This is a genomic window from Pantoea sp. NGS-ED-1003 (assembly GCF_000738765.1).
GTDB lineage: Bacteria > Pseudomonadota > Gammaproteobacteria > Enterobacterales > Enterobacteriaceae > Pantoea > Pantoea septica.
Genome location: NZ_JPQA01000003.1, coordinates 276015 through 298015, shown reverse-complemented (window position 1 = coordinate 298015; position 22001 = coordinate 276015). Strand labels below are relative to the sequence as shown.

At 60.4% G+C, this 22001-nt stretch carries 21 protein-coding genes and 3 tRNA genes; 12 read left to right on the top strand and 12 right to left on the bottom strand.

Features of this window, described 5'->3' with window-relative positions; all coding sequences use genetic code 11:
- Positions 1-39: 39 nt before the first annotated feature.
- Positions 40-1422, bottom strand: coding sequence for a DNA repair protein RadA (radA, locus tag JS46_RS07640; RefSeq protein ID WP_033749394.1), 1383 nt, complete (start codon positions 1420-1422; stop codon positions 40-42).
- A 10-nt stretch (positions 1423-1432) separates the two neighbouring features.
- A complete protein-coding gene (gene serB / locus JS46_RS07635; RefSeq protein WP_033749393.1) occupies positions 1433-2410 on the bottom strand; it encodes a phosphoserine phosphatase in 978 nt (325 codons plus the stop codon).
- Positions 2411-2518: 108 nt separating this feature from the next.
- Here serB and JS46_RS07630 point away from each other — a divergent pair, with 108 nt between their 5' ends.
- Positions 2519-3178 (top strand): YtjB family periplasmic protein, encoded by a 660-nt coding sequence (locus tag JS46_RS07630; RefSeq protein WP_033749392.1) that lies wholly within the window; start codon positions 2519-2521, stop codon positions 3176-3178.
- Positions 3179-3373: 195 nt separating this feature from the next.
- Here the strand turns inward: JS46_RS07630 and yjjG are convergent, their stop codons facing one another.
- Genes yjjG through JS46_RS07615 form a run of 3 tightly spaced genes read right to left on the bottom strand, consistent with a single transcriptional unit; the run spans position 3374 to position 4894 of the window.
- A complete protein-coding gene (gene yjjG / locus JS46_RS07625; protein WP_033749391.1) occupies positions 3374-4054 on the bottom strand; it encodes a pyrimidine 5'-nucleotidase in 681 nt (226 codons plus the stop codon).
- 17 nt (positions 4055-4071) lie between these two features.
- Positions 4072-4512, bottom strand: coding sequence for a ribosomal protein S18-alanine N-acetyltransferase (rimI, locus tag JS46_RS07620; protein WP_033749390.1), 441 nt, complete (start codon positions 4510-4512; stop codon positions 4072-4074).
- Positions 4484-4894, bottom strand: a complete 411-nt coding sequence (locus JS46_RS07615; protein WP_033749389.1) for a DNA polymerase III subunit psi — start codon at positions 4892-4894, stop codon at positions 4484-4486. Before JS46_RS07615 ends, rimI begins: the two co-directional genes overlap by 29 nt.
- Before the next feature lie 107 nt (positions 4895-5001).
- Here JS46_RS07615 and rsmC point away from each other — a divergent pair, with 107 nt between their 5' ends.
- The 4 genes from rsmC to JS46_RS07595 all read left to right on the top strand — a co-directional run bounded on the left by rsmC (position 5002) and on the right by JS46_RS07595 (position 6489).
- Entirely contained in the window at positions 5002-6033 is a 1032-nt protein-coding gene (gene rsmC / locus JS46_RS07610; protein ID WP_033749388.1) for a 16S rRNA (guanine(1207)-N(2))-methyltransferase RsmC, read from the top strand.
- A gap of 130 nt (positions 6034-6163) precedes the next feature.
- Positions 6164-6250: transfer RNA gene (locus JS46_RS07605), tRNA-Leu, on the top strand.
- Positions 6251-6282: 32 nt separating this feature from the next.
- Positions 6283-6369: transfer RNA gene (locus tag JS46_RS07600), tRNA-Leu, on the top strand.
- A 33-nt stretch (positions 6370-6402) separates the two neighbouring features.
- A tRNA-Leu gene (locus tag JS46_RS07595) sits at positions 6403-6489 on the top strand.
- Between the two features lie 45 nt (positions 6490-6534).
- Here the strand turns inward: JS46_RS07595 and JS46_RS07590 are convergent.
- Positions 6535-6819 carry a DUF1435 domain-containing protein gene (locus tag JS46_RS07590; RefSeq protein ID WP_033749387.1) on the bottom strand — a complete coding sequence of 95 codons (285 nt, stop codon included), beginning with the start codon at positions 6817-6819 and terminating at the stop codon, positions 6535-6537.
- A gap of 228 nt (positions 6820-7047) precedes the next feature.
- On the opposite strand from JS46_RS07590, the gene JS46_RS07585 reads away from it, so the two are divergent.
- From JS46_RS07585 to JS46_RS07575, 3 genes are all read left to right on the top strand, one after another.
- Positions 7048-8142 (top strand): diguanylate cyclase, encoded by a 1095-nt coding sequence (locus JS46_RS07585; RefSeq protein ID WP_033749386.1) that lies wholly within the window; start codon positions 7048-7050, stop codon positions 8140-8142.
- A gap of 127 nt (positions 8143-8269) precedes the next feature.
- Positions 8270-9061, top strand: a complete 792-nt coding sequence (gene fhuF, locus JS46_RS07580) for a siderophore-iron reductase FhuF (RefSeq protein ID WP_033749385.1) — start codon at positions 8270-8272, stop codon at positions 9059-9061.
- Between the two features lie 93 nt (positions 9062-9154).
- Positions 9155-9619, top strand: a complete 465-nt coding sequence (locus JS46_RS07575) for a YbaK/EbsC family protein (protein WP_033749384.1) — start codon at positions 9155-9157, stop codon at positions 9617-9619.
- On the opposite strand, the gene JS46_RS07570 is transcribed toward JS46_RS07575, so the two are convergent.
- From JS46_RS07570 to JS46_RS07555, 4 genes are all read right to left on the bottom strand, one after another.
- The gene (locus tag JS46_RS07570) at positions 9616-10836 is read right to left on the bottom strand and encodes an MFS transporter (RefSeq protein WP_033749383.1); all 1221 of its coding nucleotides are present in this window, start codon (positions 10834-10836) and stop codon (positions 9616-9618) included. The genes JS46_RS07575 and JS46_RS07570 overlap by 4 nt on opposite strands.
- A 195-nt stretch (positions 10837-11031) precedes the next feature.
- Positions 11032-12018, bottom strand: a complete 987-nt coding sequence (locus tag JS46_RS07565; protein ID WP_033749382.1) for a nucleoside hydrolase — start codon at positions 12016-12018, stop codon at positions 11032-11034.
- Entirely contained in the window at positions 12015-13004 is a 990-nt protein-coding gene (locus JS46_RS22870) for a LacI family DNA-binding transcriptional regulator (protein WP_051905596.1), read from the bottom strand. Before JS46_RS22870 ends, JS46_RS07565 begins: the two co-directional genes overlap by 4 nt.
- A 124-nt stretch (positions 13005-13128) precedes the next feature.
- On the bottom strand, positions 13129-14517 hold the full coding sequence (locus JS46_RS07555) for an MFS transporter (RefSeq protein ID WP_033749381.1): 1389 nt from the start codon (positions 14515-14517) through the stop codon (positions 13129-13131).
- 576 nt (positions 14518-15093) lie between these two features.
- On the opposite strand from JS46_RS07555, the gene JS46_RS07550 reads away from it, so the two are divergent.
- Positions 15094-15648, top strand: coding sequence for a histidine phosphatase family protein (locus tag JS46_RS07550; RefSeq protein WP_033749380.1), 555 nt, complete (start codon positions 15094-15096; stop codon positions 15646-15648).
- Here the strand turns inward: JS46_RS07550 and JS46_RS07545 are convergent.
- Positions 15641-16594, bottom strand: coding sequence for a YncE family protein (locus JS46_RS07545; protein WP_033749379.1), 954 nt, complete (start codon positions 16592-16594; stop codon positions 15641-15643). The genes JS46_RS07550 and JS46_RS07545 overlap by 8 nt on opposite strands.
- Before the next feature lie 429 nt (positions 16595-17023).
- Between JS46_RS07545 and JS46_RS07540 the strand changes: the two genes are divergently transcribed.
- The gene (locus tag JS46_RS07540) at positions 17024-18043 is read left to right on the top strand and encodes a capsular polysaccharide synthesis protein (RefSeq protein ID WP_033749378.1); all 1020 of its coding nucleotides are present in this window, start codon (positions 17024-17026) and stop codon (positions 18041-18043) included.
- On the opposite strand, the gene JS46_RS07535 is transcribed toward JS46_RS07540, so the two are convergent.
- Positions 18017-18934, bottom strand: coding sequence for a LysR family transcriptional regulator (locus tag JS46_RS07535; protein WP_033749643.1), 918 nt, complete (start codon positions 18932-18934; stop codon positions 18017-18019). The two genes, JS46_RS07540 and JS46_RS07535, sit on opposite strands and share 27 nt — an antisense overlap.
- 185 nt (positions 18935-19119) lie before the next feature.
- Between JS46_RS07535 and JS46_RS07530 the strand changes: the two genes are divergently transcribed.
- Both JS46_RS07530 and opgB read left to right on the top strand, forming a co-directional pair.
- Positions 19120-19509 (top strand): tautomerase family protein, encoded by a 390-nt coding sequence (locus JS46_RS07530; protein ID WP_033749377.1) that lies wholly within the window; start codon positions 19120-19122, stop codon positions 19507-19509.
- A 199-nt stretch (positions 19510-19708) separates the two neighbouring features.
- Positions 19709-22000 (top strand): phosphatidylglycerol--membrane-oligosaccharide glycerophosphotransferase, encoded by a 2292-nt coding sequence (opgB, locus tag JS46_RS07525; protein ID WP_033749376.1) that lies wholly within the window; start codon positions 19709-19711, stop codon positions 21998-22000.
- The last annotated feature ends 1 nt before the right edge of the window (position 22001 follow it).

Below are 22001 nucleotides of genomic sequence, written 5' to 3'. Positions count from 1 at the left end.
CATGGATTGAAGTTGCCTGCGAGTTTACCCGCTCAGCCTTTAAAGCTCATCCAGTATCGCCAGCGCGTCCGCCAGTTTTTTCGCGCTGTAAACCTTCATGCCGTCGACCGCTTTTTTCGGCGCGTTGCCGGCCGGCACGATGGCGCGCTTAAAGCCGTGCTTGGCCGCTTCAGAGATACGCTCCTGCCCGCTCGGCACCGGACGGATCTCGCCCGCCAGCCCGACTTCGCCGAAGATCACCAGATCCTGCGGCAGCGGACGATCGCGCAGGCTCGACACCATCGCCAGCAGCAGCGCCAGATCGGCGCTGGTCTCGGTCACCTTCACGCCGCCGACCACGTTGACGAAAACATCCTGGTCGGCCATCTGCAGGCCGCCGTGGCGATGCAGCACCGCCAGCAGGATCGCTAACCTGTTTTGCTCGAGTCCCACCGCGACGCGGCGCGGATTGCCCATCATCGAGTGATCCACCAGCGCCTGGATCTCCACCAGCAGCGGACGGGTGCCTTCCCATACCACCATGACGGAGCTGCCGGAGGTCACCTCGTCGCCGCGCGACAGGAAGATCGCCGACGGATTGCTGACTTCGCGCATCCCCTGCTCGGTCATGGCGAACACGCCCAGTTCGTTAACCGCACCGAAGCGGTTTTTATGGCTGCGCAGCGTGCGGAAGCGCGAGTCGGCGTCACCGTCCAGCAGCACCGAACAGTCGATGCAGTGCTCCAGCACTTTCGGACCCGCCAGCGAGCCATCTTTGGTAACGTGGCCGACCATCACGATCGCCACGCCGCGCGTTTTGGCGAAGCGCGTCAGATAGGCGGCGGTTTCGCGCACCTGCGCCACGCTGCCCGGCGACGACTGAATATCCGCCATGTGCATCACCTGGATAGAGTCGATCACCATCAGCTTCGGCTCTTCCTGCTCGGCGATTTGACAGATCTGCTCGATGCTGGTTTCCGACAGCATGTTGAGGTTTTCGCTCGGCAGGCCGAGACGGTGCGCGCGCATCGCCACCTGCTGCAGCGACTCTTCGCCGGTGACGTAGAGGGTTTTCATCTCCTGCGCCAGGCGACACATCACCTGCAGCAGCAGCGTCGATTTCCCCGCGCCGGGATTGCCGCCGATCAGGATGGCGCTGCCCGGCACCACGCCGCCGCCCAGCACGCGGTCGAACTCTTTGAAGCCGGTGGAGAAGCGCGGCAGCGCCTCCAGGCTGATTTCCGACAGCTTCTGCACCCGGCTGACGCCCGCGCTACCGGCGTAGCCGCTCAGGCGCTCATTGCGCGCCGCCGCTGGCGACGCCGCAATACGCACTTCGGTGATGGTGTTCCAGGCGTGGCAGGCGCTGCATTGCCCCTGCCAACGCGGATAGTCTGCGCCGCATTCGTTACAAACGAAGGCGCGTTTTGCCGCTTTGGCCAAATCAGTACCTCTAACGCTCTTCGTGAATCAAGCTGCCGCTGAGGATGCAAAATACGCCCATCAGATCGGCGTGACGGATAGTCACCTGCGTCTGCTCATTCACTTTGGGTTTAGCATGATAAGCGATACCCAGCGCCGCAGCCTTAATCATCGGCAGGTCGTTGGCGCCGTCGCCGATGGCGACGGTTTGCTCCGGCGCGATGTCGAAACGCTGCGCCAGCTTCTTCAGGGTATCCGCTTTGTATTGCGCGTCGACAATCTGTCCCAGCACTTCGCCGGTCAGCCTGCCGTCGCGCATTTCGAGTTCGTTGGCGGCGACGTGCGCCAGATGCAGCCTGTCGCGCAGGTATTCCGCGAAATAAGTAAAGCCGCCGGAGGCGATCGCTACCTGCCAGCCCAGCGCCTGCAGCTTCTGCACCAGCTCGGTCAAACCCGGCATCAGCGGCAATTCGTCGCGCACCTGCTTCAGAATATTGGCGTCGGCGCCTTTCAGCGTCGCCACGCGCTGGCGCAGGCTGGCGGCGAAGTCCAGCTCGCCGCGCATCGCGCGCTCGGTCACTTCCGCCACCAGCTCGCCGCTGCCCGCCAGTTTGGCGATCTCGTCGATGCACTCGATCTGAATCGCCGTGGAGTCCATGTCCATCACCAGCAGGCCCGGGGTTTTCAGATGCGGGATCTTGCCGAGCGGCGCGACGTCGAGACCGTTCTCGTGCGCCAGCTTCGCGGCGCGCGGCGTCAGCGAACCGGCCAGACGCACCACCTGATACTCGTCGACGCGCCAGGCGCTGACGATCACCATCGCCGCGCCTAACTGATGCTGATAATCGGTAAGCTGTTGTTTAGTCAGTTCACGACCATACAGCAGCCAGCCGGTCCGACCGGCACGGTAGTCCAGCGGCATCACTTCGTCGCCGCTAAGGGAAAGGGGTAAACCCGGCCATTCGGAGAGTTCGGCGGGCAGATCGCACCAGGTAAGACGGTTCGGCATCAGAGCTCCTGTAGGGGGACAACAAAACCACGCAAGAGGCTACCTTGTCTGCGCCGCTTCTGGCAACATAATCTCCTGGTTTCTGTTGTGACGTGACACAGGTTATCGATGGCTAAAAGGGCACTGAAATTTCGCTTACATCGCACGGTGATTGTGCTGATCTCGCTGGCGCTGTTAGTCGTTCTGATGCAGGGCGCCTCCTGGTTTAGCCTCGGCCATCAGATGGCGCGCTCCGAGCAGGTCGAAGAGCTGGCGCAGACGCTGACGAAACAGGTCGCCTTTAGCCTGTCGCCGCTGATGGACAACAGCGACGATAACCGCAGCCAGATCGAAGCCATCCTCAACCAGATGACCACCAACAGCCGCATTCTCGACGCCTCGGTTTACGCCGACGACGGCAGCCTGGTGGCGCACAGCGGCGAAAATATCAACGTGCGCGATCGCCTCGCGCTCGACGGCAAGCGCGCCGGCAGCTACTTCAACCATCAGCTGGTGGAGCCGCTCGGCAACAGCGACGGCCCGCTCGGCTTTCTGCGCGTGACGCTGGATACCCATGTGCTGGTCACCGAATCGCGTCAGGTCGACAACACCACCAATATTCTGCGCCTGATGATGCTGCTGGCGCTGGCCATCGGCATTATTTTGTCGCGCACGCTGCTGCGCGACCGCCGCACCCGCTGGCAGCAGTCGCCGTTTTTGCTGACCGCCAGCACGCCGGTTAAAGAGGATGGCGACGACGAAGGCGAGAAGAAAGAATCGGTGCCTTAAGCCACAGGCACGCCCTGTTTATCGGTTTTCGCCATTTAATATGGGGTCAACCAGAGCGTATTCAAGCAAAAGTGCAAGTCCATTCACGTCGAATGAATAGATTCGTGAATAGATTCGTGAATAGTTTTTAAATGAAAAAAAAGCCCGCTTTGCGGGCTTCTTAGCTTTAAATCAGCTGCTACGGTGCATAGATACTCAGGCGAGCAGCAGCGCCTTTAGCTCGCCCAGCGAGGTCACCGTCCAGGTCGGACGAATCGTCTCTGGCAGCGGTCGCGTGCCGTGATCGATCCAGCAGGTTTTTAAACCGGCGTTCATGCCGCCGAGAATATCGGACTCCGGCGTATCGCCCACCATCAGCACGCGGCTGCGATCCGGGTTGCCCATCTTCTCCAGCGCGTAGTTGAAAATAGCCGCGTCCGGCTTAGGCACGCCGACCTGCTCGGAGATCACCAGCGCCGAAAAGTAGTCGCGGAAGCCGGTGCGCTCCAGACGCGCCTGCTGCAGCGCGGTAAAGCCGTTGGTGATAATGCCCATCGGCACCTTGTTGTGCAGCGCGTGCATCAGGCTGACCGCGCCCTCCAGCGGCATGCAGATCTCCGACATGGCGCTCAGAAAGCCGCTGTTAAGCACGTCAGGCGCCACGCTCAGCTTTTCCGCCCAGCCGGTGAAACGCCGCGTCTGCAGCTGCAGCGCGGAGATGGCGCCGTTCTGGTAATCGACCCACAGCGGCTTGTTGATCGCCTGATAGTCGGCGTAGTCCTGATCGGTGAACTGAACGTCGTAGCCGGCGAAGAGACGCTGCAACCCGGCAAACGCGTCGAAGTGGAACAGGGTGTCATCGGCATCAAACAGGATGCAATCCCAGTCTTTTAACATTACAGCTCCTTAAAAGCCTACAGCGTCAGCGCCATGATGATGGCGTCTTCACGTCCGCTGGCGGTGGGATAGTAGTTGGGGCGGCGGCTCACCTGGTGGAAATCGAGCTGCTCGTACAGGGCGATAGCGGGATGATTAGAGGCGCGCACTTCCAGCCACAGCGTCATCACGTCGCGCTTCTCCAGCTCGGCGATAAGATGCTGCAGCAGCTGACGTCCGTAGCCGCGCCGCTGGAAAGCGGGATCGACGGCGATATTGAACAGCGACGCCTCATCCAGCACCACCTGCGTAATGGCGAAGGCGGCCATCACGCCATCGACGTCGAGGCGATAGTTAAGAAAACGCTCGCCCTGGTTGCTGGCGAAGGTCTGTTCGCGCCACGGAAAAGCGTGGCTGCGGCACTCGATGGCGAAAGCCTGGGCGGTGTCCTCAGGGGTGAGGAAAGAGATCGCTGTCATGGTTACACATCTGTTGCCAGAGCGCGCGTTTCGCCGCGCCGCTGCTGGAGAGTTCATTTAAAGAGGCTGAGTGAAGCGCGACGCCGCTAAAGGGGTGCGGCCCGTCGATACCAATCAGCCAGCCCGCGCAGTCGAGCGATTCGGGCAGCATCTGCAGCTGATCGGGCGTCAGCGCCATTACCTGGGCGGGCTGCAGGTCGAGCACGTGCAGCACGTCTCGCACCAGCGGCTCGTGCAGGCCGGGCGCGACGTCGGCGACGATAATCAGTTTTGTGCCTGGCGTCAGCCGTACCGCGATTTCGCCCTGAAGCACGCGCGGGCGTCGCAGTTGATACTGCGTTATTCCCATTTGCTGTAACAGCCAGTCGCGCCTGGACGTCATGATTTACCCTTGATGTGCTGCCGGAATGCGACGCTATGCTAGCAAACCCATCGAACATGCGCCAACAAACCACTATAATCGCCGCTCTGATCTAACAGGAGCCTTTCATGTCTGCTTTTACCCCGGCCAGCGAAGTCATACTGCGCCACAGTGATGAATTTACCGCCCGCCACGTCTTGTTCGCTGGCGACATGCAGGATGACCTGCCCGCTCAGCTGGAGACCGCCTCGTCGCGCGCGCATACCCAGCAGTATCATCACTGGCAAAACCTGAGTCGCCGTCTGGGCGAACGGGCGCGTTACGGTCTGGTGGCAACGCAGGAAGACGTTGAAGGCTGCGATACGCTGATTTACTACTGGCCGAAAAACAAGCCGGAAGCCTTGTTCCAGCTGATGAATCTGCTCTCTCTGCTGCCGCTGGGCTGCGACATTTTCGTCGTGGGCGAAAACCGCAGCGGCGTGCGCAGCGCCGAAGGCATGGTCGAAGAGTGGACGACGCTGGACAAAATCGACAGTGCGCGCCGCTGCGGCCTCTATCACGGTCGCCTGGAAGGCAAGCCGACGTTCGACGCTGAAAGCTTCCGCGACAGCTACGATCTCGATCCGCTGACCATCTGCACCCTGCCGGGCGTCTTCAGCCGCGACGACCTCGATATCGGCAGCGCGCTGCTGCTCACCACCCTGGCGCCGCACACCAAAGGCAAAGTGCTGGATATCGGCTGCGGCACGGGCGTGCTGTCGGCGGTGCTGGCCAACCACTCGCCGAAAGTGCGTCTGACCCTGTGCGACGTGCACGCCGCGGCGATTGAAGCAAGCAAGGCGACGCTGGCGATCAACGGCTTCGAGGGCGACGTTTTCCCGAGCAACGTCTTCTCCGACGTTACCGGCCGCTTCGATCTGATCCTCTCCAACCCGCCGTTCCACGAAGGGCGCGAAACCAGCCTGGACGCGGCGCAGACTCTGATCCGCGGCGCGGTGAAGCACCTCAACACCGGCGGCGAACTGCGTATTGTCGCCAATGCCTTCCTGCCCTATCCGCAGGTGCTGGACGAGACCTTCGGCAGCCATGAAGTGCTGGCGCAAAACGGACGCTTCAAGGTTTACCGCGCCGTTTACGGCCGCGGCGCGAAAGCGCGCTAAGCAGCAGCGACGGTGAAAACGTTGCTTTTTACAGCAGTCGATTCGCCGTCGCGAAATATCTGTTGACGCCGGGTGTAAAATCTCTAGAATGCGCCTCCGTGGTTGCAATACTGTCATGTATTGCTGGTACGCGAAGGTGGCGGAATTGGTAGACGCGCTAGCTTCAGGTGTTAGTGTCTTAACGGACGTGAGGGTTCAAGTCCCTCTCTTCGCACCAACAACCACGATTTTCATCTCGCATCGCACTGCGCGAAGGTGGCGGAATTGGTAGACGCGCTAGCTTCAGGTGTTAGTGTCTTAACGGACGTGAGGGTTCAAGTCCCTCTCTTCGCACCAATGCGGCGATATGAAAAGCAAGATGACTCAAATGCGAAGGTGGCGGAATTGGTAGACGCGCTAGCTTCAGGTGTTAGTGTCTTAACGGACGTGAGGGTTCAAGTCCCTCTCTTCGCACCAGAGTTGTCCTCCCCTGCTTCGCCTCTCTGTTTTGCTCTCTCTGTTTCACACCCCATGAAAATTCACCGCAACGGCCGCTAATCCGCCCGCTAACGCCAGACATGACGGCAGCAGCAGATAATGACGCAACCGGCGATGGAACAGCATCACCACCGTCAACAGCAGCGCGACGATCATCACGATACGCCATTGGCTAAAGCTCGGCTCCCATAGCGCAAAGCACGGCATCGCCGCACAGGGCAACAGTACGCCCCAGGCGCTGTCCAGTTTCTTCCCCATCACCCAGCTGAAACCCCACAAGCCGCAAGCGGCGAATACGGCCATTAACATGGTTTCGACCTCAAATGATAAGAATTCGCATTATCATATGATAATAAATCTCATCTTGCAGCCTGTTTTTTTCGCCCTCGGGCGGGAAGATGACAGACCAGTTGGAAAATGCTAGATTGCGGCCGATAACACCTTTCATAACACAGCAAATTTGCTCATTGTCCGGCAAATGAATTTATCTTTGCCGGAATGCGCTTTGATATTTCAGGGCCGTTTCGAGTATTAATAATGAAATTACAATCTTACGATGAATTGAAACAGAGCAAATATCGGCTGTCGCTGATGCTCTTTCTGTTTTTAAATGTCGCCGTATCGCTTTTTTGCCTGATCCCTTTCGCCGGCAGCCCGGCAGCGGACTTGCCTGTTCCGATTATTACCGTCGCGCTATTTAGCGCCTCGACGTTAATAGCGTGTTTAATCAGGCCCAAACTGAAATTACCTTTATTAAATCCTGTAGCATTGCTGCTTGGCGTGTTTTGGGCCTGGCATATTGACCTCAAATATCAGCAGGTTTTCTTTTTTGACGACAATTTTTTGATGATTAGTCTGCTGAGCGTATTTTTTATCAGCGCAATCGCCCTGAGCGATTACCTGCCGGCATTTTGTCTGCATATCACCCCACCCGTGGTCACGGTGCTGCTGCTGGATAAGGGCGCGCATCTGGCGATGCTGCTGCTGACCATTTCGCTGCCGCTGATTGGCTTCTCTCTGCAGCACCTGATGCGCCGCCGCGTCGATCGCTTCACCCGTCGTCTGATGCGCCAGCTCTATGAAGAAAAAGAGACCTTCAGCGATCTCAGCATGCTGGACCCGCTGACCGGCCTTTATAACCGCCGCGGGCTGAAAAACCGGCTGGATAATATTCTGGAGAATCACGCGGGCAGCCACTTCGTGCTGCTGCTCGATATCGACCACTTCAAGGCGTACAACGACAACTACGGCCATGCCATGGGCGATCAGGCGCTGGCGCGCGTGTCGGTGGCGATCCGCGATGCCGTGCGTTCGCGCGATGTGGTGGTGCGCTACGGCGGCGAAGAGTTTCTGGTGCTGATGACCAACGTCAACGCGTCGATCGCCATGAAGCTGGCGGAGCGCATTCGCCAGTATGTACTCGATCTGGAGATCCCCCACCGTTTCAACGAAAAGGTCTCTACCCACGTGACCGTCAGCGCCGGCATTGCGCCAATCTTCGACGACGAGTTCGATCAGGCAGTTGCCAACGCCGATCGCGCGCTCTACGTCGCCAAAAATCAGGGCCGAAATACTATTCTCGCCTGGGAAGACCTGCCTAAAACCCTGACCGTCAGCGGCGAAGCGCTTTAACTCTTCGCCCGCCATCGCGGCGGTGCGCGGTAAGCCCCCGGCCGCGCCGGCCTTTCCGCCGACTTGTGAATAGGACTAAGAACGATTATCATTCTTTCTTCTCTGCTTCCAGGGCGTGTTATTCAGCATGGCGAACATCAGGCAGCAATCTCAACGCTTTCAGTACGCTCAGCCTATTTTTATGCAGGGCGATCGATCGCTGGCGCGCGCCCTGCGCGATCTGATGCGCGAGCAGCACCCCTATATGCTGGAGAGCATCCACCTTGATGAAGCCGCACCCGCAGACGCTCTGACGCTGGCGGAGTGGGCGAGCCCGGAACAGTTCCCTGCGCTGGCGCAGCGCTACAGCGACTATCTCTATCGTCAGCATCCCGATGCTGTCCAGGAGGCGAAGCCGGTTCAGTCGCTCTGGGCGCAGTGGTATTTCGGCCTGCTGCTGCCGCCGCTGATGCTGGCGCTGCTGGCGGAATCGCGCGCGCTCGACTGCTCGCCGCAGCATATCCACGTTCAGTTCCACGAGCATGGCCACCCTTGCGCCTTCTGGATCGCGACGCACGAAGATGAAGAGGCGCGCTACCTTACCGCGCCGCAGCGCATCGATCGCCTGATCCAGCAGCATCTGATCCCGGCGGTGAACGCCATCGCCCAGCACGGCGGCATTAACGCCAGGCTGGTCTGGAATAATATGGGCTTCTCTTTTCACTGGTTTCTCGGCGAGCTGAAAACCCTGCTGGACGAAGCGACGATTCTGCAGCTTGAGCAGACGCTCTTTTTTATCAGCCGCCTGCAGGACGGCAGCGACAATCCGCTCTACCGCACTATGCTGCCGCGCGGCGGCGAGATGGTCAGACGCAGCTGCTGCCAGCGCTACCGTATTCCCGACGTCGAACGCTGCGGCAACTGCACGCTCAGCGTATAAAACCGTCTCCCGACGCACTTTCTCCTTTTCTCTCGTTTACACTTTTTCTCCCTTGTGGCAGTTTTTACGCCTTCGACCTGCATGGAGAAAAAGATGAGCCTGGAGTCGGTACGGCAGTTTTTCGCCGAACACGCACCTGATATCGACATTATCGAGATGTCGCAAAGCACCGCTACCGTGGAGATGGCGGCGCGCGTTCACGGCGTTGCGCCGGGACAGATCGCCAAAACGCTGTCGCTGAAAGTTAAAGACGAGGTGGTGCTGATCGTCACGCGCGGCGATGCGCGGCTCGATAACCGCAAGCTGAAAGCGGCGCTGGGCGCTAAGGCGCGCATGCTGAGCGTCGATGAGGTGGTGAACTGGACCGGCCATCCGGTCGGCGGCGTCTGCCCGTTCGGGCTGGAAAATCCGCTGAAGGTGTACTGCGACGAGTCGCTGCGCCGCTTCGACGAAGTGCTGCCCGCCGCAGGCGCCGTCCATAGCGCCGTGCGTATTACCCCACAGCGCATGGCCGAGCTGACGCAGGCGCAGTGGGTAGACGTGTGCGAAGCGCTCTAGTGCGTCAGCTTCGATACCGCGCCTGATATTTCGATGCCGCGCGTTTCGCGGCCGAAGGCGACAAACAGGCAGATTAGCACCGCCACCGTACCGGCGACGATGGCCATCCCCAGACCGTAGTTGCCGTTATGCGCCTCGGCGATGCGCGACTGCAGCGTAGCGTTGACCGAGGCGATCAGATTGCCCAGCTGATAGACGAAGCCCGGCAGCACCGCGCGCGCGTTGGCGGGCACCAGCTCAGTAAGATACGTCGGCACCACGCCCCATGCGCCCTGCACCATAAACTGCATCAGAAACGCGCCCAGCCCAATCGCCCAGGAACCGCTGGAGAAGGCCCAGAGCGGCAGCACCGGCAGCGCCAGCAGCGACGCCAGCATAATCGCCTTTTTACGCCCGATACGCTCCGACAGCGCACCAAAAAAGACGCCGCCCAGCATCGCCGCGATGTTGTAGCTGATGGCGATCAGGCTGACGGTGTGCGCGTCGAACTGATGCTGCACCTTCAGGAAGGTGGGATAGAGATCCTGGGTGCCGTGGCTGAAGAAGTTGAAACAGGCCATCAGCAGCACCAGGTAGAGACACATTTTCCAGTGCTGGCGGATGATCGGCAGCAGCGCGCTGCTCTCCTGGCGCTCGCGCGCCGCCAGCCAGACCGGCGACTCCGGCACTTTGAAGTAGATAAACGGCAGCAGCAAAATCGGCAGCGCGCCGATCAGGAACATGCCGCGCCAGCCTACCGCGTCGAAAAAGAGCCCGAAGATCACTGAGGCCAGCAGATAGCCGCACGGATAGCCCGCCTGAAAGATGCCGGACATCAGCCCGCGCGAGCGGTCGGGAATGGTCTCCATCGCCAGCGACGAGGCGACGCCCCAGATGCCGCCCATCGCCACGCCGTAAATAATGCGAAAGCCGAGAAAGGCGCTGAAGCTCGGCGACCAGGCGGAGAGCAGTTCAAACAGGGAAAACAGCACGATATTGAGCATCAGAATCGGCCGACGGCCATATTTTTCCGCCAGCCGTCCAAACAGCAGCGCGCCGATCGGGCGCACCGCCAGCGTCAGCATAATCGCGATCGACACCTCTGAAACCGAGGCGTGAAAGTATTGCGCGAGGTCGCTTAAAACAAACACCAGTATAAAAAAGTCAAACGCGTCCAGCGTCCAGCTGGCGAAGCTGGCAAACGCCACATTCCGCTGGGTCGGGGTCCAGTTAAACATAAACGTATCCTGTCAGTGCCATTCGGATAAAGGTCCGAAAGAAAGAGGCGTAACCGCCGAGACGGTTACGATATTGTTAACGTTTTGTTTATAGCACTTTGCTAAACGCGAGCGCGTTCAAATGCTGGCATCCCTGACGTCAGGATGTAACTAAGGGTGTCGGCGCATGTCACGTCGAGGGAATCGTCCTGAGGATTAGCGTTTCAGCTGCGTCAGGGCCTGTTCGAGGATTTCCAGCAGCAGCGCGTTATCGACGTGGTGCAGCACATGGACCAGCGCGCCGCTGTCGACAGGGATGCCGACGTCGACGCGCAGCGGCGTGCGGTAGCGCCAGCTTTTGCCGCGCGTCGCGCCCGGACGCAGTTCGATATCCACGCGGTAGTCGGTGCCGTTCGCCACGCGCTGATTCAGCAGCCAGGCGACCACCAGCGCGTCATGGATCCAGCTGCCCGGCAGATTGCGGGTGCGGATAGAGTAATCGATCCACGGACGCAGCGTGTCGCGCACGAAATGAGAGAGCGGATGATCGCTGGCGGTGATGCGTGACAGATCCTGATGGGTCAGCAGCGTCTGCGTGGTCACGTCCATCGGCGCCAGCGTGATAGCCGCGCCGCTGTGTAGCACCTGATGCGCCGCCTCGGGATCGAGACCAAAATTGGTATCTTTGATGTAGTCGTCCAGCGCGAATACGCCGCCCATCACCACAATCTCGGCCACCGCTTCCGCCATCGCCGGATAGCGCTGCAGCGCCATGGCTACGTTGGTCAGCGGGCCGAGCGCCACCAGGGTAATTTCGCCGGGGTTGTCGCAAATCAGCCTGCCGATGGCCTCGGCCGCATCGTAGCCGTCCGCCGCCATCGGCTTTGGCGCGCGCACGCCCTGCCACAGCCTGACCATATCGAGCTGCTCTACGCGGTTATCGAGCGCCGCGCGCCAGGGCGCATGATCCTCTTTCAGCGCCTGAGCGGCGCCCTGCACCACCGGAATGGCCGAGCCGAGGCGCGTCAGCAGATCTTTCGTTACCTGCGCGCCGATGTCGCTCGGCGTATTGCCTGCGACGGTGGCGATCAGCTCCACCGACAGCGCTGGCGAAGCAAGGGCCAGCGCGAGCGCCAGACCGTCGTCGGTATTGGCGCCGGGGATGCCGTTGCCCGGATCGCAGTCAATAATCACTCTTTTCATGTTGTCGTCGCGTTGGTTTTAATGTGCGGCGTACAGCCGCAGGATTCGCCGATTTCAAGGTAGTGCGGAAACTCATGCAGCTTCGCCTCGCCGTCCCAGTTTTGCAGCATGCCGATGGCGCAGCGCGCCATATCCCGCAGCGGCTGGCGCACGGTGGTTAAGGTCGGCACATGGAAAGCGGACTGATCGGTGCCGTTGAAACAGACCAGCGCCACATCCTGCGGCACGCGAATGTTGTGCTCGGAGAAAGCGCGAATCGCGCCGATCGCCTGCCCTTCGTTACTGGCAAACAGCGCGCGCGGCGCGCCGGGACCGGCCAGCATGCGCTGCGCCGCTTCGTAGCCGCCCTGCCGCGTATAGCTGGCGGGAAAGATCAGCGCCTCATCGACCGGCGTCCTGTGCGCCGCCATCGCATCGCGCCAGCCCTGAATACGATCCTGCGCGTTAAGCATCTCCAGCGGCCCGCTGATGATGCCGACCTGCCGATAGCCGTGGCTGAGCAAATGGGAGGTGACCTGAAACGCCGCCTGTCGTTCATCGACGCGCAGCATGCTGACGCCGGGCTGCGGCTCGACGCGATCCAGCATGACAAACGGGGTGCCGCTGGCCTGAATCACATCGATATAGGGATGGCGGTCGACGCTGTTGTAAAACAGGCCGTCGACCTGACGGTTCAGCAGGCTGTGGATCAGCTCCAGCTCGCGCTGACGGTCGTCGCCCGCGTCGCCGAGCAGCATCACGTGACCATGATCCAGCGAGGCCTGCAGCAAAACGTGCGCCATAGAGGCGACGAAAGTATTGCCGATATTCGGCACGATCAGCCCATAGGTTTTGGTGCTGCCCGACGCCAGGGCGCGCGCCACGCCGTTGGGGCGATAGCCGGTCAGCCGGATGGCCTCCAGCACGCGCTGACGCGTGCTTTCCGCCACCGGACGCGGACCGTTGTTGATGACGTAGCTGACCACCGCCACCGATGTGCCGGCCATTTTTGCCACGTCGCTGCGTGTGACTTTGCCTGACGGCTGTTTCAAGCTTTTAGCTCCCGATGTAAACACGAAAGGCCGTGAATCATCACGGCCTGCTCGTTAGCGCGCGGGAAGCGACGCCGCACTAGATGGCGTCTTCCGGCAGATTGAGATCGCGCCCTCGCGTCTCTGGCGCGACAAAGGTCGTGAAGAAACCGATAGCCGCCATCGCGGAGAAGTAGACCGCTATCGGCCACCAGTGACCGCTCCAGGAGAGCATCGCCGCCGCCAGCAGCGGCGCGGTGCCGCCCGACAGAATCGAGCCCAGCTCTTTGGCTACCGCCATTTTCGTATAGCGATGTTTAACGCCGAACAGCTCTACACCCCACGCGGCCTGTACCCCGTAGATGCCGAGCGACGCCAGCGCCATGCCGACCACAATCACCGGAATCACGATGGCCGGTTCGCGGCTGTCGAGCAGATAAAAGGCAGGCCAGGCGTAGAACATCAGCAGCAGGCAAAAGCCGCGATAGGTGATGCGGCGGCCGAAGCGATCCGAGAGCCAGCCCGCCAGCGGGATCACCGCAAAGCCCAGCACCGAGGCGATAAAGACCGCCGTGGTCGGCACCGATTTATCGACCATCAGCACCTTCGCCACATAGCCGACCATAAAGCCCTGCGCCAGATAAGAAGGGCCGTTTTCGCCGATACGCAGGCCGACCAGCGTCCAGAAAGCGCGCGTGCGCGTCCAGAATCCGCGCGCGTCCGCCACCGGCTGTGCGTCGCGCGCCGCGGCGCGTTCCGCTTCCAGCTCCTGCTTTCTGCGCTCAAACACCGGGGTTTCGCGCAGATGGCGACGGATCCAGAGCGCCGCCAGGGCGATCAGCACGCTGCTGAGGAAAGGAATGCGCCATCCCCAGGCCAGCAGGCTCTCTTGATCCATCTGCACCACCGCCAGCCACACCAGCGCGGCGAGCAGCGTGCCGCTGTTGGAGCCTAAAGCAATCACTGACGAGACCAGCCCGCGCCGCTCGACCGGCGCATATTCGCCCAGCATGACCGTACCGCCTGAAAGCTCCGCGCCGGCGCCCAGCCCCTGGGTAAACCGTAACAGCACCAGGCAGGCAGGCGCCCAGACGCCGATAGCAGCGTAGCTGGGGATCAGGCCGATCAAGGTAGTGGAAGCGCCCATCAGAATAATGGTGATGATCATGACCGTTTTTCGCCCTTTGCGATCGCCGATCCAGCCGAACAGCACCGCGCCGATAGGACGCGCGATAAACCCGACCGACCAGGTGGCGAAGCTGGAGAGCAGCGCCATCGCAGGCGTCGCCTGAGGGAAGAAAACATCGCCGAAGATAATGCCCGCCGCCAGGCCATAGAGCGCGAAGTCCGCATACTCCATCGCCGTGCCGAGCCAGCAGGATAAGGTGGCGCGCCAGAAATCTTTGCGCCCGGAAGAGGTGGTCAGCCGCTCATCGGCGGCGGAGTGCAAACGCGTGGAATCGCGCTCAACGGAGTGTTGTGCCGTCATACCATTTCCCTGTTTCAGTGATCGTGAACGCCCTTCCGTGGGACGGTTCTTTGATAGCAATCAGAACTCCCCGGGTGGCGATGTACTGGTTGGCTAACCCTTGTTGCGGTCAGTAAAGGATTCCCTGGTGTTGGAATCTCTGACTTTGCCTGCTCTGCCGATGTTAATCACCGGTCGTTTAAAAGCAGGCAAAGCACTAAACCTACTGGGCCTTTCTCGCATCGTCCGCCGCGAGTAATCACTGAGGGCCAGTTTATCTACGCGCGTAGATAAATCAAGTAAATTTAGCCATAACTGTTAAAAATCATACAGCTCCGCAAGGGTTTAAAACCAATTTATATATATAATACATAAGCTTAACATAAATTTACCGCGCATAATTCAATCAGTGTCATTTGATACTTAACATTTTCCCTTAATAATACCTGGCCGGAACCTGTTAAAGCGCAGCGCACAGAGTTATCGCCTGGAAACATGACGGGGGGATGACAGCCTCGGCTGTTTCGTCAGGTTAAGTCAGGTTTTAACATTGCGCTGCTTTGCATTAGGCTAAGAGAAGAACGAAGCAGGAGTCCTATGACCATTATCTTGATGCGACACGGCAAGCCGGACCATCGCGCCGCTGGTCGGCTCAGCGCCCAGGGGCTGGCCGACTGGTGCGAGGCGTATGACATGGCGCCGGTGTGCGACATGCCGCCCGAGCGCAGCCTGACCATCGCACGTCAGGCGTCGGTGATTGTCTGCAGCCCGCTGCCGCGCGCGCGCTCTTCGCTGACGCGGCTCGGCCTGCAGCCGATCCACATCGATGCGCTGTTCAGCGAAATCTCGGTTCCGCTGATCGCCTCGCGCCGCCTTGAAATGCCGGCTGCGCTCTGGCTGGCGCTGCTGCGCATGCTGTGGCTGTGCGGCTATGCAGGCGAAAGCGAGTCGCTGCTGCGGGCGCGCGAACGCGCCGCGCGCGCCGCCGATCGGCTCATTACGCTGTCGGAGCAGGGCACGGTGCTGCTGCTCGGCCATGGCCTGATGAATAAAATGATCGCGCGCGAACTGCGCAAGCGCGGCTGGCAGGCGGAAAAACACGCCAGCAGCCGCCACTGGAGCTCCGCGATCTATCACCGCCCTTTTATCTGACCAGATCGAAAAAGCTCAGCACCTCGCAGCCGGTGCCGACGCGCGGCGTGGCGATAACGCGATTCTGCGCCAGATCGACCACGCTTAAGGTGCCGTCGCCTTCATTGGCGATCAGCAACTGCTGATTATCGGGGCTAAAACAGCCGTCCATGGGTTTGTTTCCTACCGGAATATCGCCCAGCGGATTGAGCAGATCGTCGAACAGCGTAATGATCGGCTCGCCATCGCCTATCGCCACCAGCCGCTCGCCGTTCGCGCTGAAACGCACCACCTGACAAGGTTGCTGGTGTCCCGGCAGCGCCAGCCGCTGGCGCACGCGGTGGCTCTGGCGGTCGATAACGTAGAGATAAGGCGCATCCGCCGCGCTGGCCACCAGATAGGGGTGCTTCGGCGACGCCGCGATGCCGGCGATAGGGCCTGGCAGCAGTATCGTATCGATCACCCGCCCTTCCGCTTCGCACAGATCCACCACGGTAATGCTGGCGTCCTCTTCATTTTCGGTAAACAGCTTGCGGCCGCTGGGCGAGAGCGTCAGGCGGTGAGCGTTATGCGAAGGAACGGGAATGGTTTTTTCCACCCGGTCGGTCGCCGGATCGATTACCGCCACCGCCGCGCTGCTTTCGCAGCAGAGATAAACCTTGCCGTCGCGCCCCAGCTGACCGCTATGCGGCGCGCGCAGCGGCGAAAGATCGATAAAGCCGCTGATTTCGCGCTTCGCCAGATCGATTACCGCTACTTTGTGGCCCGGATGCGGATTGTCACCGTGCGCGCCATCGCCGTAGATCGGCACATAGGCTTTTTGCCACGCCGGCAGCATCAGCAGCTCATGCGGACGCGGCGGAAAAGCGTTGAGCTCGCGCGCGACGGCAAAGGTCTCGGGATTGAGAAACAGCACGCGATTGCCTTGCTTATCGACCGCCAGTAATTCGCGGGTGGGTTCAGACATAGCGACTCCTTTTCTCAGTAAGCCTTCCTTAAGCGTAGACAACTGCGCTTATGCCACCATCCCCGGATCAATACATCAGCACGGTTAAACAAGCGTCATAATCCTCAGGCGCGATGAAATAATCAGCCAGCCCCTGTTATTTCTGCAGCGCAGAGATAAAAACCAGGATTATCTTTAGCCGCGGCGATAAATAAAGAGATAAATCAGCTTATTTAAATATAAGGCAGACGGTAAGGCGATAATCGACAATATGGCCTGCCGCTTTCCGGATTATCTGAAATTCAGCAAAAGTCGTAGCGCGCATATAAATAATGCTTTATTAAACTGATGAAGAGATTTTATACACAGTCGTGAGGAGATGAATGCGCGCGCTGCGCTACGCCTCACCGGGGAAACCTCCGCCGCAATAATCAAAATAACAGGTGCCTCATGAATCCATACCGTCAACATCCTGCACACTCTCTCTGGCGCAGCTGGAAACGCGTCTCTTTCAGCAGTCAAATGCTGTGGCAGAAAAAAAAGCACAGCGCCCTCTTTGCGCCGGAATATGATGCCAGCCAGGAGGAGAATCTGGTGATCCTCTCCGCCGAGAAAGCGCCTGCGGCGATCCCGAAAACCATCTGGATGGTCTGGCTCGACGACCAGCTGCCGCCGTCGCTGCGCCTGAATATCAATCAGCTGCGTCAGGATAATCCCGACCACACGCTGCATCTGGTGACGCAGAGCACGCTGGCGCAGTGGCTGCCGGAGATGGCGTTTATCTCCGCCGATCTGACGTCAGCGCATAAAAGCGAAATTATCCGGCTGGAGCTGCTGCACCGCTTCGGCGGCATCGGCATCGACTGCGGGACGCTGTTATTTGAGAAGCTCGACTGGGTGCACCAGGTTCAGCAGGATAAGCCGATGGACGTTATTGGCTATTATCGCGAGAACAGCACGCTTAATTTCCTGTCGCCGGTTATCGAAGGCTGGTTTATTGCCGCCGCGCCGGGCAACGCCTTTATTCGCGAATGGCTGAAGCAGCTGGCGCCGGTTAAAAATCTCGGCGTGCAGAACTATATTAACGATTTGAAGAAGCGCGACGACTATCCGCTTATCGTGCAGAAAATTCACCACCCGGCGCAGGCGGTGCTGTCGCTGGCGCAGCAGGTGGCGGTAAAAGAGTATCGCCGCGTCAATTTCCACTTGCGCAAAGCAGAGGCCAACGCCTGGTTTTATCAGCAGCTGCACGCCGGCAACAGCGACGCGTTCGCCTGTTCGGTGCTGTTTCGTCAGCGGCCGCAAACCCCGCCGCCCATTATCCGCCTGAGCGGCGACGAGCGGCTGCACCTCGACTTTAACCTGCGTATCGGCCTCTATAACCGCGCCAGCCTGCTGGGCGAAATGATGCAGACGCCGACGCGCCCGACGCTGGCGCTGCCGTCAGGCGTCGACAAAGCGCGCGCGTAGCCAGTGCGTAAAGGTCGTGACCGCGCGCGGCACCTGCGCGGCGTATGGCCTGACGATCCAGAGCGTCTCCGCAAAGGCCTCCACGGCTCGCCAGCGCGGCAGCACCTGCCGCAGCGCGCCGCGGGCGAGCGCCTCGCGGGCGCTGAAGTCCGGCAGCATGGCGATGCCCAGCCCCTGTAGCGCCGCATCGCGTATCGATTCGCTGTTGTTGGTGGCGAAACTGCCCTGCACGCTCACCTGCACCCGCTCCTGCGCCGCGTCGACAAAGGTCCAGCGCGGGGTTTCCACGCCGCGCGGATAGTATAAGCAGTTGTGCTGCGCCAGCTGATGCGGCGTCTGCGGCGTGCCGTGCGCCGCCAGATAGCCCGGCGAAGCCACCAGCAGCGTGCGCGTTTCGCACAGCGGCAGCGCGACGTGGGTGTCCGGCAGCGCGCTGCTGTGGCGAATCGCCAGATCGAACCCTTCGCTGCTGAGCGAGACGAGGCGATCCGTCACGTCGAGCTGCAGCCGGATGTGCGGCCAGGCGCGCAGAAAATCCCCGACGATCGGCACCAGCTGCTGGCGCGCGAACGCCACCGGCGCGGTGACTCTCACCAGCCCGCGCACCGGTCCGGCGGCGTCGCGCACGCCGAAGAAGCTCTGCTCGATACGCGCGAAAGGGTCGCGCAGCTCCTCCACCAGCTTTTCGCCCGCCGCCGTCAGCCGGACGCTGCGCGTGGTGCGCTGCACCAGCGCCGTGCCCGCCGCCTGCTCCAGCTCTTTAATCCTCTGACTCATCGCCGCTTTGCTCACCTCGAGCCGCTCCGCCGCGCGGGTAAAGCTGCCCTGCTCCGCCAGCACCAGCAGCCAGTGCAGATGGGTCCAGAGCGCGTCCGTTTTTATTTCTTTCATCATGCATTGTTCACTATATTGAATAATCAATTCAGCAGGGGCGCTTTTTCTTTGCCGCTTAAAAGGTCAGGATAACGGTCACAGCAACGCACTGTCAGCGCCGGTATGCGGCCATCTTAGCCGCATCAGCACGCCGTCAGCCAACGTACAGCATACCTAAATGATGCCCTCAACAGGAGAAACCGATGCCGCTACTGCAATTCGACGTGATCCAGGGACGTTCCGAATCTGAACTGCGCACGCTGCTGGACGCGGCGCACCGCGCGGTGCTGACCGCCTTTCAGGTACCGGAGCGCGACCGCTATCAGATTGTTCACGAAAACAAGGCTTACCAGATGGTTTTCCAGGATACCGGCCTCGGCTTTAGCCGCAGCGATAACCTGGTGATGGTGCGCGTCTATACCAGCCCGCGCAGCGCCGAACAGAAACAGCGCTTTATGGCGGAGCTGGCGCGCGAGCTGCGCGAAAGCTGCGGCGTGCAGGGCCAGGATCTGATGATCAGCTTTATTACCAATGACAAAGGCGACTGGAGCTTCGCCGACGGCGAAGCGCAATACCTTACCGGTCGGCTTTGATTTCCCGCCGTTTTTCTCCGCTATCAGCGACGGCCAGCGCGGCCGTCGCCTGCTTTTCTCTCTGAAAGATTACCCACTGCACAATTCAGACGGCATATGTTGCAGCGCTATGACAGCCATTATAGATTGACGCCAGTCTGTCTATGCTCATCGCGGGCTGCGCAGGAAGCGCTCATTCACTTCAAGAGAGGATTTGACGTTGTCCGAATGTGTTTCAGTGGCGCTGTTTCTGGCGGCCATTGCCGTTTACTCGTGGAAAGCCGGTCGCCATAAGCTCTGGTTTTCCTTTGTGCTGCTTCTGCTGGTGCTGTTCGTTCTGCTCAACGCCACGCTCTTCGCCAGCAACTACTTCACCGGCGACGGCATCAACGATGCGGTGCTCTATACCCTGACCAACAGCCTGACCGGCGCGGGCGTCAGTAAATATGTGGTGCCCGCCATCGGGCTGCTGCTGCTGCTCTTTTTGCTGATCTGCCTGCTGAGCTGGCTGCTGCGCCGCCACGAGCGGCCGCACCATCTCGGCTGGAGTTTGCTGGCGGTGGCCTGCGCCGCCGGCTCGGTACAGACCACGCCTGCGTTTCGCCAGGTCGCCAGCCTGGTCGCCTCGCACACCCGGCTGGCGGACTCCGACTTCGACAGCTACTACAAAGTGCCGCAGAAGGTCATCAACAATCCGCAGCTCAATCTGGTCTATATCTACGGCGAAAGCCTGGAACGCACCTACTTCGACGAGCAGGTTTTCCCCGGTCTGACGCCGGAGTTGAGCCAGCAAAAGGCGCAGAGCCTGGATTTCAGCGACACCGTGCAGCTGCCCGGCACCGACTACACCATCGCGGGCATGGTCGCCTCGCAGTGCGGCATCCCGCTGTTCGCGCCCTTCGACGGCAACGCCTCCGCCGCGCTCTCCAGCTTCTACCCGCAAAACGTCTGCCTCGGCGATATTCTGAAAAATTCCGGCTATGAGAACTGGTTTATTCAGGGTGCGGATCTGCGCTTTGCCGGTAAAGATATCTTTTTGAAATCGCACGGTTTCGATGCCGCTAACATGGTGGGCTCGCAGGAGCTGAAAGATCGCGTCGCCGATCCCGCCTACCGCAACAACTGGGGCTACTACGACGATACGGTGATGGATGAGGTGTTCGAGAAGTATGAGGCGCTGTCGCGCCAGCAGAAACGCTTCGCCCTGTTTGCTCTGACCGTGGATACGCACCATCCCGACGGCTTCGTGTCGCGCAGCTGCCAGCGTAAAAGCTACAGCTACGAGGGCAAGCCTAACCAGTCGTTCAGCGCGGTGGCCTGTTCGCAGGAGCATGTGGCGCGGCTGATCGCCCGCATCCAGGCGTCGCCTTACTTTAAAAACACCGTGATCGTGGTGACTTCAGATCATCTGGCGATGAACAACACCGCCCATCAGTATTTGATCAAGCAGCCGCGCCGCGATCTCTTTATGGTGATCCGCGGCGATCGGCCGCAGGCAGAGGTGATTGATCGGCCGCGCAGCACGCTGGATAACGGCGCGACGGTGCTCGATATCCTCGGCGGCGATAAGGCGATCGGCCTCGGTCGCAGCAGCCTCGCGGGCGCGACGCTGGCGGGCCAGCTCACCGATTTTCAGAGCCATATCAGCCGCTGGAAGGCGGATATCATTCAGCTGTGGAACTTCCCGAAAAAGCTCGATCGTTTCGTTATCGATACGGCGAAAAACAGCTTCAGCTTTTCCGGCGCGACGTTCCGGCTGCCAATCCTGTTCCGCGTCGCCGAGAACCACGTCGAGCCGCTGCCGGAAGGAGAATATGCCGCGCCGCTGCGCTACCAGCTGGCGGACTTCACCGCCAGCGAGAAGTTCGTCTGGGTCGATCGCTGCTTCCGTATGGCGCGGCTGTGGCAGCCGGAGCTGGCGCTCTCCACCGACTTCTGCGTGGCGATGGGGCAGCTGGGCGGTCAGCCGAGCGTCGTGCGCATCGATAAAGCGCAGTGGAAAGGCCAGGCGCAGTTTCCGCAGACGGCGCTGAGCCCGGCGAACTACCAGCGTAATGAGTCGCTGCTGCGCGTTGAAGATAACGATATTCGCTACGACGCCGACCGCTTTCTGTTCGCGGTGCCGGGCGCGCCGGCCAGCGTGAAGCGGTTCAGCGGCATCTCGCGCTGGGAAAACTGGGGCCGCTGGTCCAACGCCAACCTGGCGCCGGAGGTTAAGATTGAATATGTCGATCCGCTGCCCGCGCGCTTTGACCTGGTGATCACCGCGCGCGCCTTCGGGCCCAACGCGCACCGCCCGATTCCGGTGCGCGTCGGCGATCGGGAGCAGCTGCTGACGCTGGGCGAAGAGCTCTCCACCACCACCCTGCACTTCACTAATCCGGCAGGCGAGCATACGCTGACCATCGCGCCGCCGGAGCCGCAGCAGAGCAATCTGGGCAATATTACCGGCCAGGATCCGCGTCGGCTGGGCATCGGCATGGTGGATATTCGCATCGTGCCGCAGAGCTAGA

Bases quoted from the DNA above. Each gene is read 5' to 3' on its own strand.
- JS46_RS22870 (WP_051905596.1), bottom strand. From the start codon at position 13,004: ATGGCCGGCACATCGGTGGCGGTGGTCAGCTACGTCATCAACAACGGT.
- JS46_RS07630 (WP_033749392.1), top strand. From the start codon at position 2,519: ATGGCTAAAAGGGCACTGAAATTTCGCTTACATCGCACGGTGATTGTG.
- JS46_RS07570 (WP_033749383.1), bottom strand. From the start codon at position 10,836: ATGTTTAACTGGACCCCGACCCAGCGGAATGTGGCGTTTGCCAGCTTC.
- JS46_RS07545 (WP_033749379.1), bottom strand. From the start codon at position 16,594: ATGTCTGAACCCACCCGCGAATTACTGGCGGTCGATAAGCAAGGCAAT.
- fhuF (WP_033749385.1), top strand. From the start codon at position 8,270: ATGGCGAACATCAGGCAGCAATCTCAACGCTTTCAGTACGCTCAGCCT.
- JS46_RS07555 (WP_033749381.1), bottom strand. From the start codon at position 14,517: ATGACGGCACAACACTCCGTTGAGCGCGATTCCACGCGTTTGCACTCC.
- JS46_RS07530 (WP_033749377.1), top strand. From the start codon at position 19,120: ATGCCGCTACTGCAATTCGACGTGATCCAGGGACGTTCCGAATCTGAA.
- rsmC (WP_033749388.1), top strand. From the start codon at position 5,002: ATGTCTGCTTTTACCCCGGCCAGCGAAGTCATACTGCGCCACAGTGAT.
- JS46_RS07615 (WP_033749389.1), bottom strand. From the start codon at position 4,894: ATGACGTCCAGGCGCGACTGGCTGTTACAGCAAATGGGAATAACGCAG.
- serB (WP_033749393.1), bottom strand. From the start codon at position 2,410: ATGCCGAACCGTCTTACCTGGTGCGATCTGCCCGCCGAACTCTCCGAA.
- JS46_RS07535 (WP_033749643.1), bottom strand. From the start codon at position 18,934: ATGAAAGAAATAAAAACGGACGCGCTCTGGACCCATCTGCACTGGCTG.
- JS46_RS07565 (WP_033749382.1), bottom strand. From the start codon at position 12,018: ATGAAAAGAGTGATTATTGACTGCGATCCGGGCAACGGCATCCCCGGC.
- JS46_RS07550 (WP_033749380.1), top strand. From the start codon at position 15,094: ATGACCATTATCTTGATGCGACACGGCAAGCCGGACCATCGCGCCGCT.
- JS46_RS07540 (WP_033749378.1), top strand. From the start codon at position 17,024: ATGAATCCATACCGTCAACATCCTGCACACTCTCTCTGGCGCAGCTGG.
- JS46_RS07585 (WP_033749386.1), top strand. From the start codon at position 7,048: ATGAAATTACAATCTTACGATGAATTGAAACAGAGCAAATATCGGCTG.
- yjjG (WP_033749391.1), bottom strand. From the start codon at position 4,054: ATGTTAAAAGACTGGGATTGCATCCTGTTTGATGCCGATGACACCCTG.
- JS46_RS07575 (WP_033749384.1), top strand. From the start codon at position 9,155: ATGAGCCTGGAGTCGGTACGGCAGTTTTTCGCCGAACACGCACCTGAT.
- JS46_RS07590 (WP_033749387.1), bottom strand. From the start codon at position 6,819: ATGTTAATGGCCGTATTCGCCGCTTGCGGCTTGTGGGGTTTCAGCTGG.
- rimI (WP_033749390.1), bottom strand. From the start codon at position 4,512: ATGACAGCGATCTCTTTCCTCACCCCTGAGGACACCGCCCAGGCTTTC.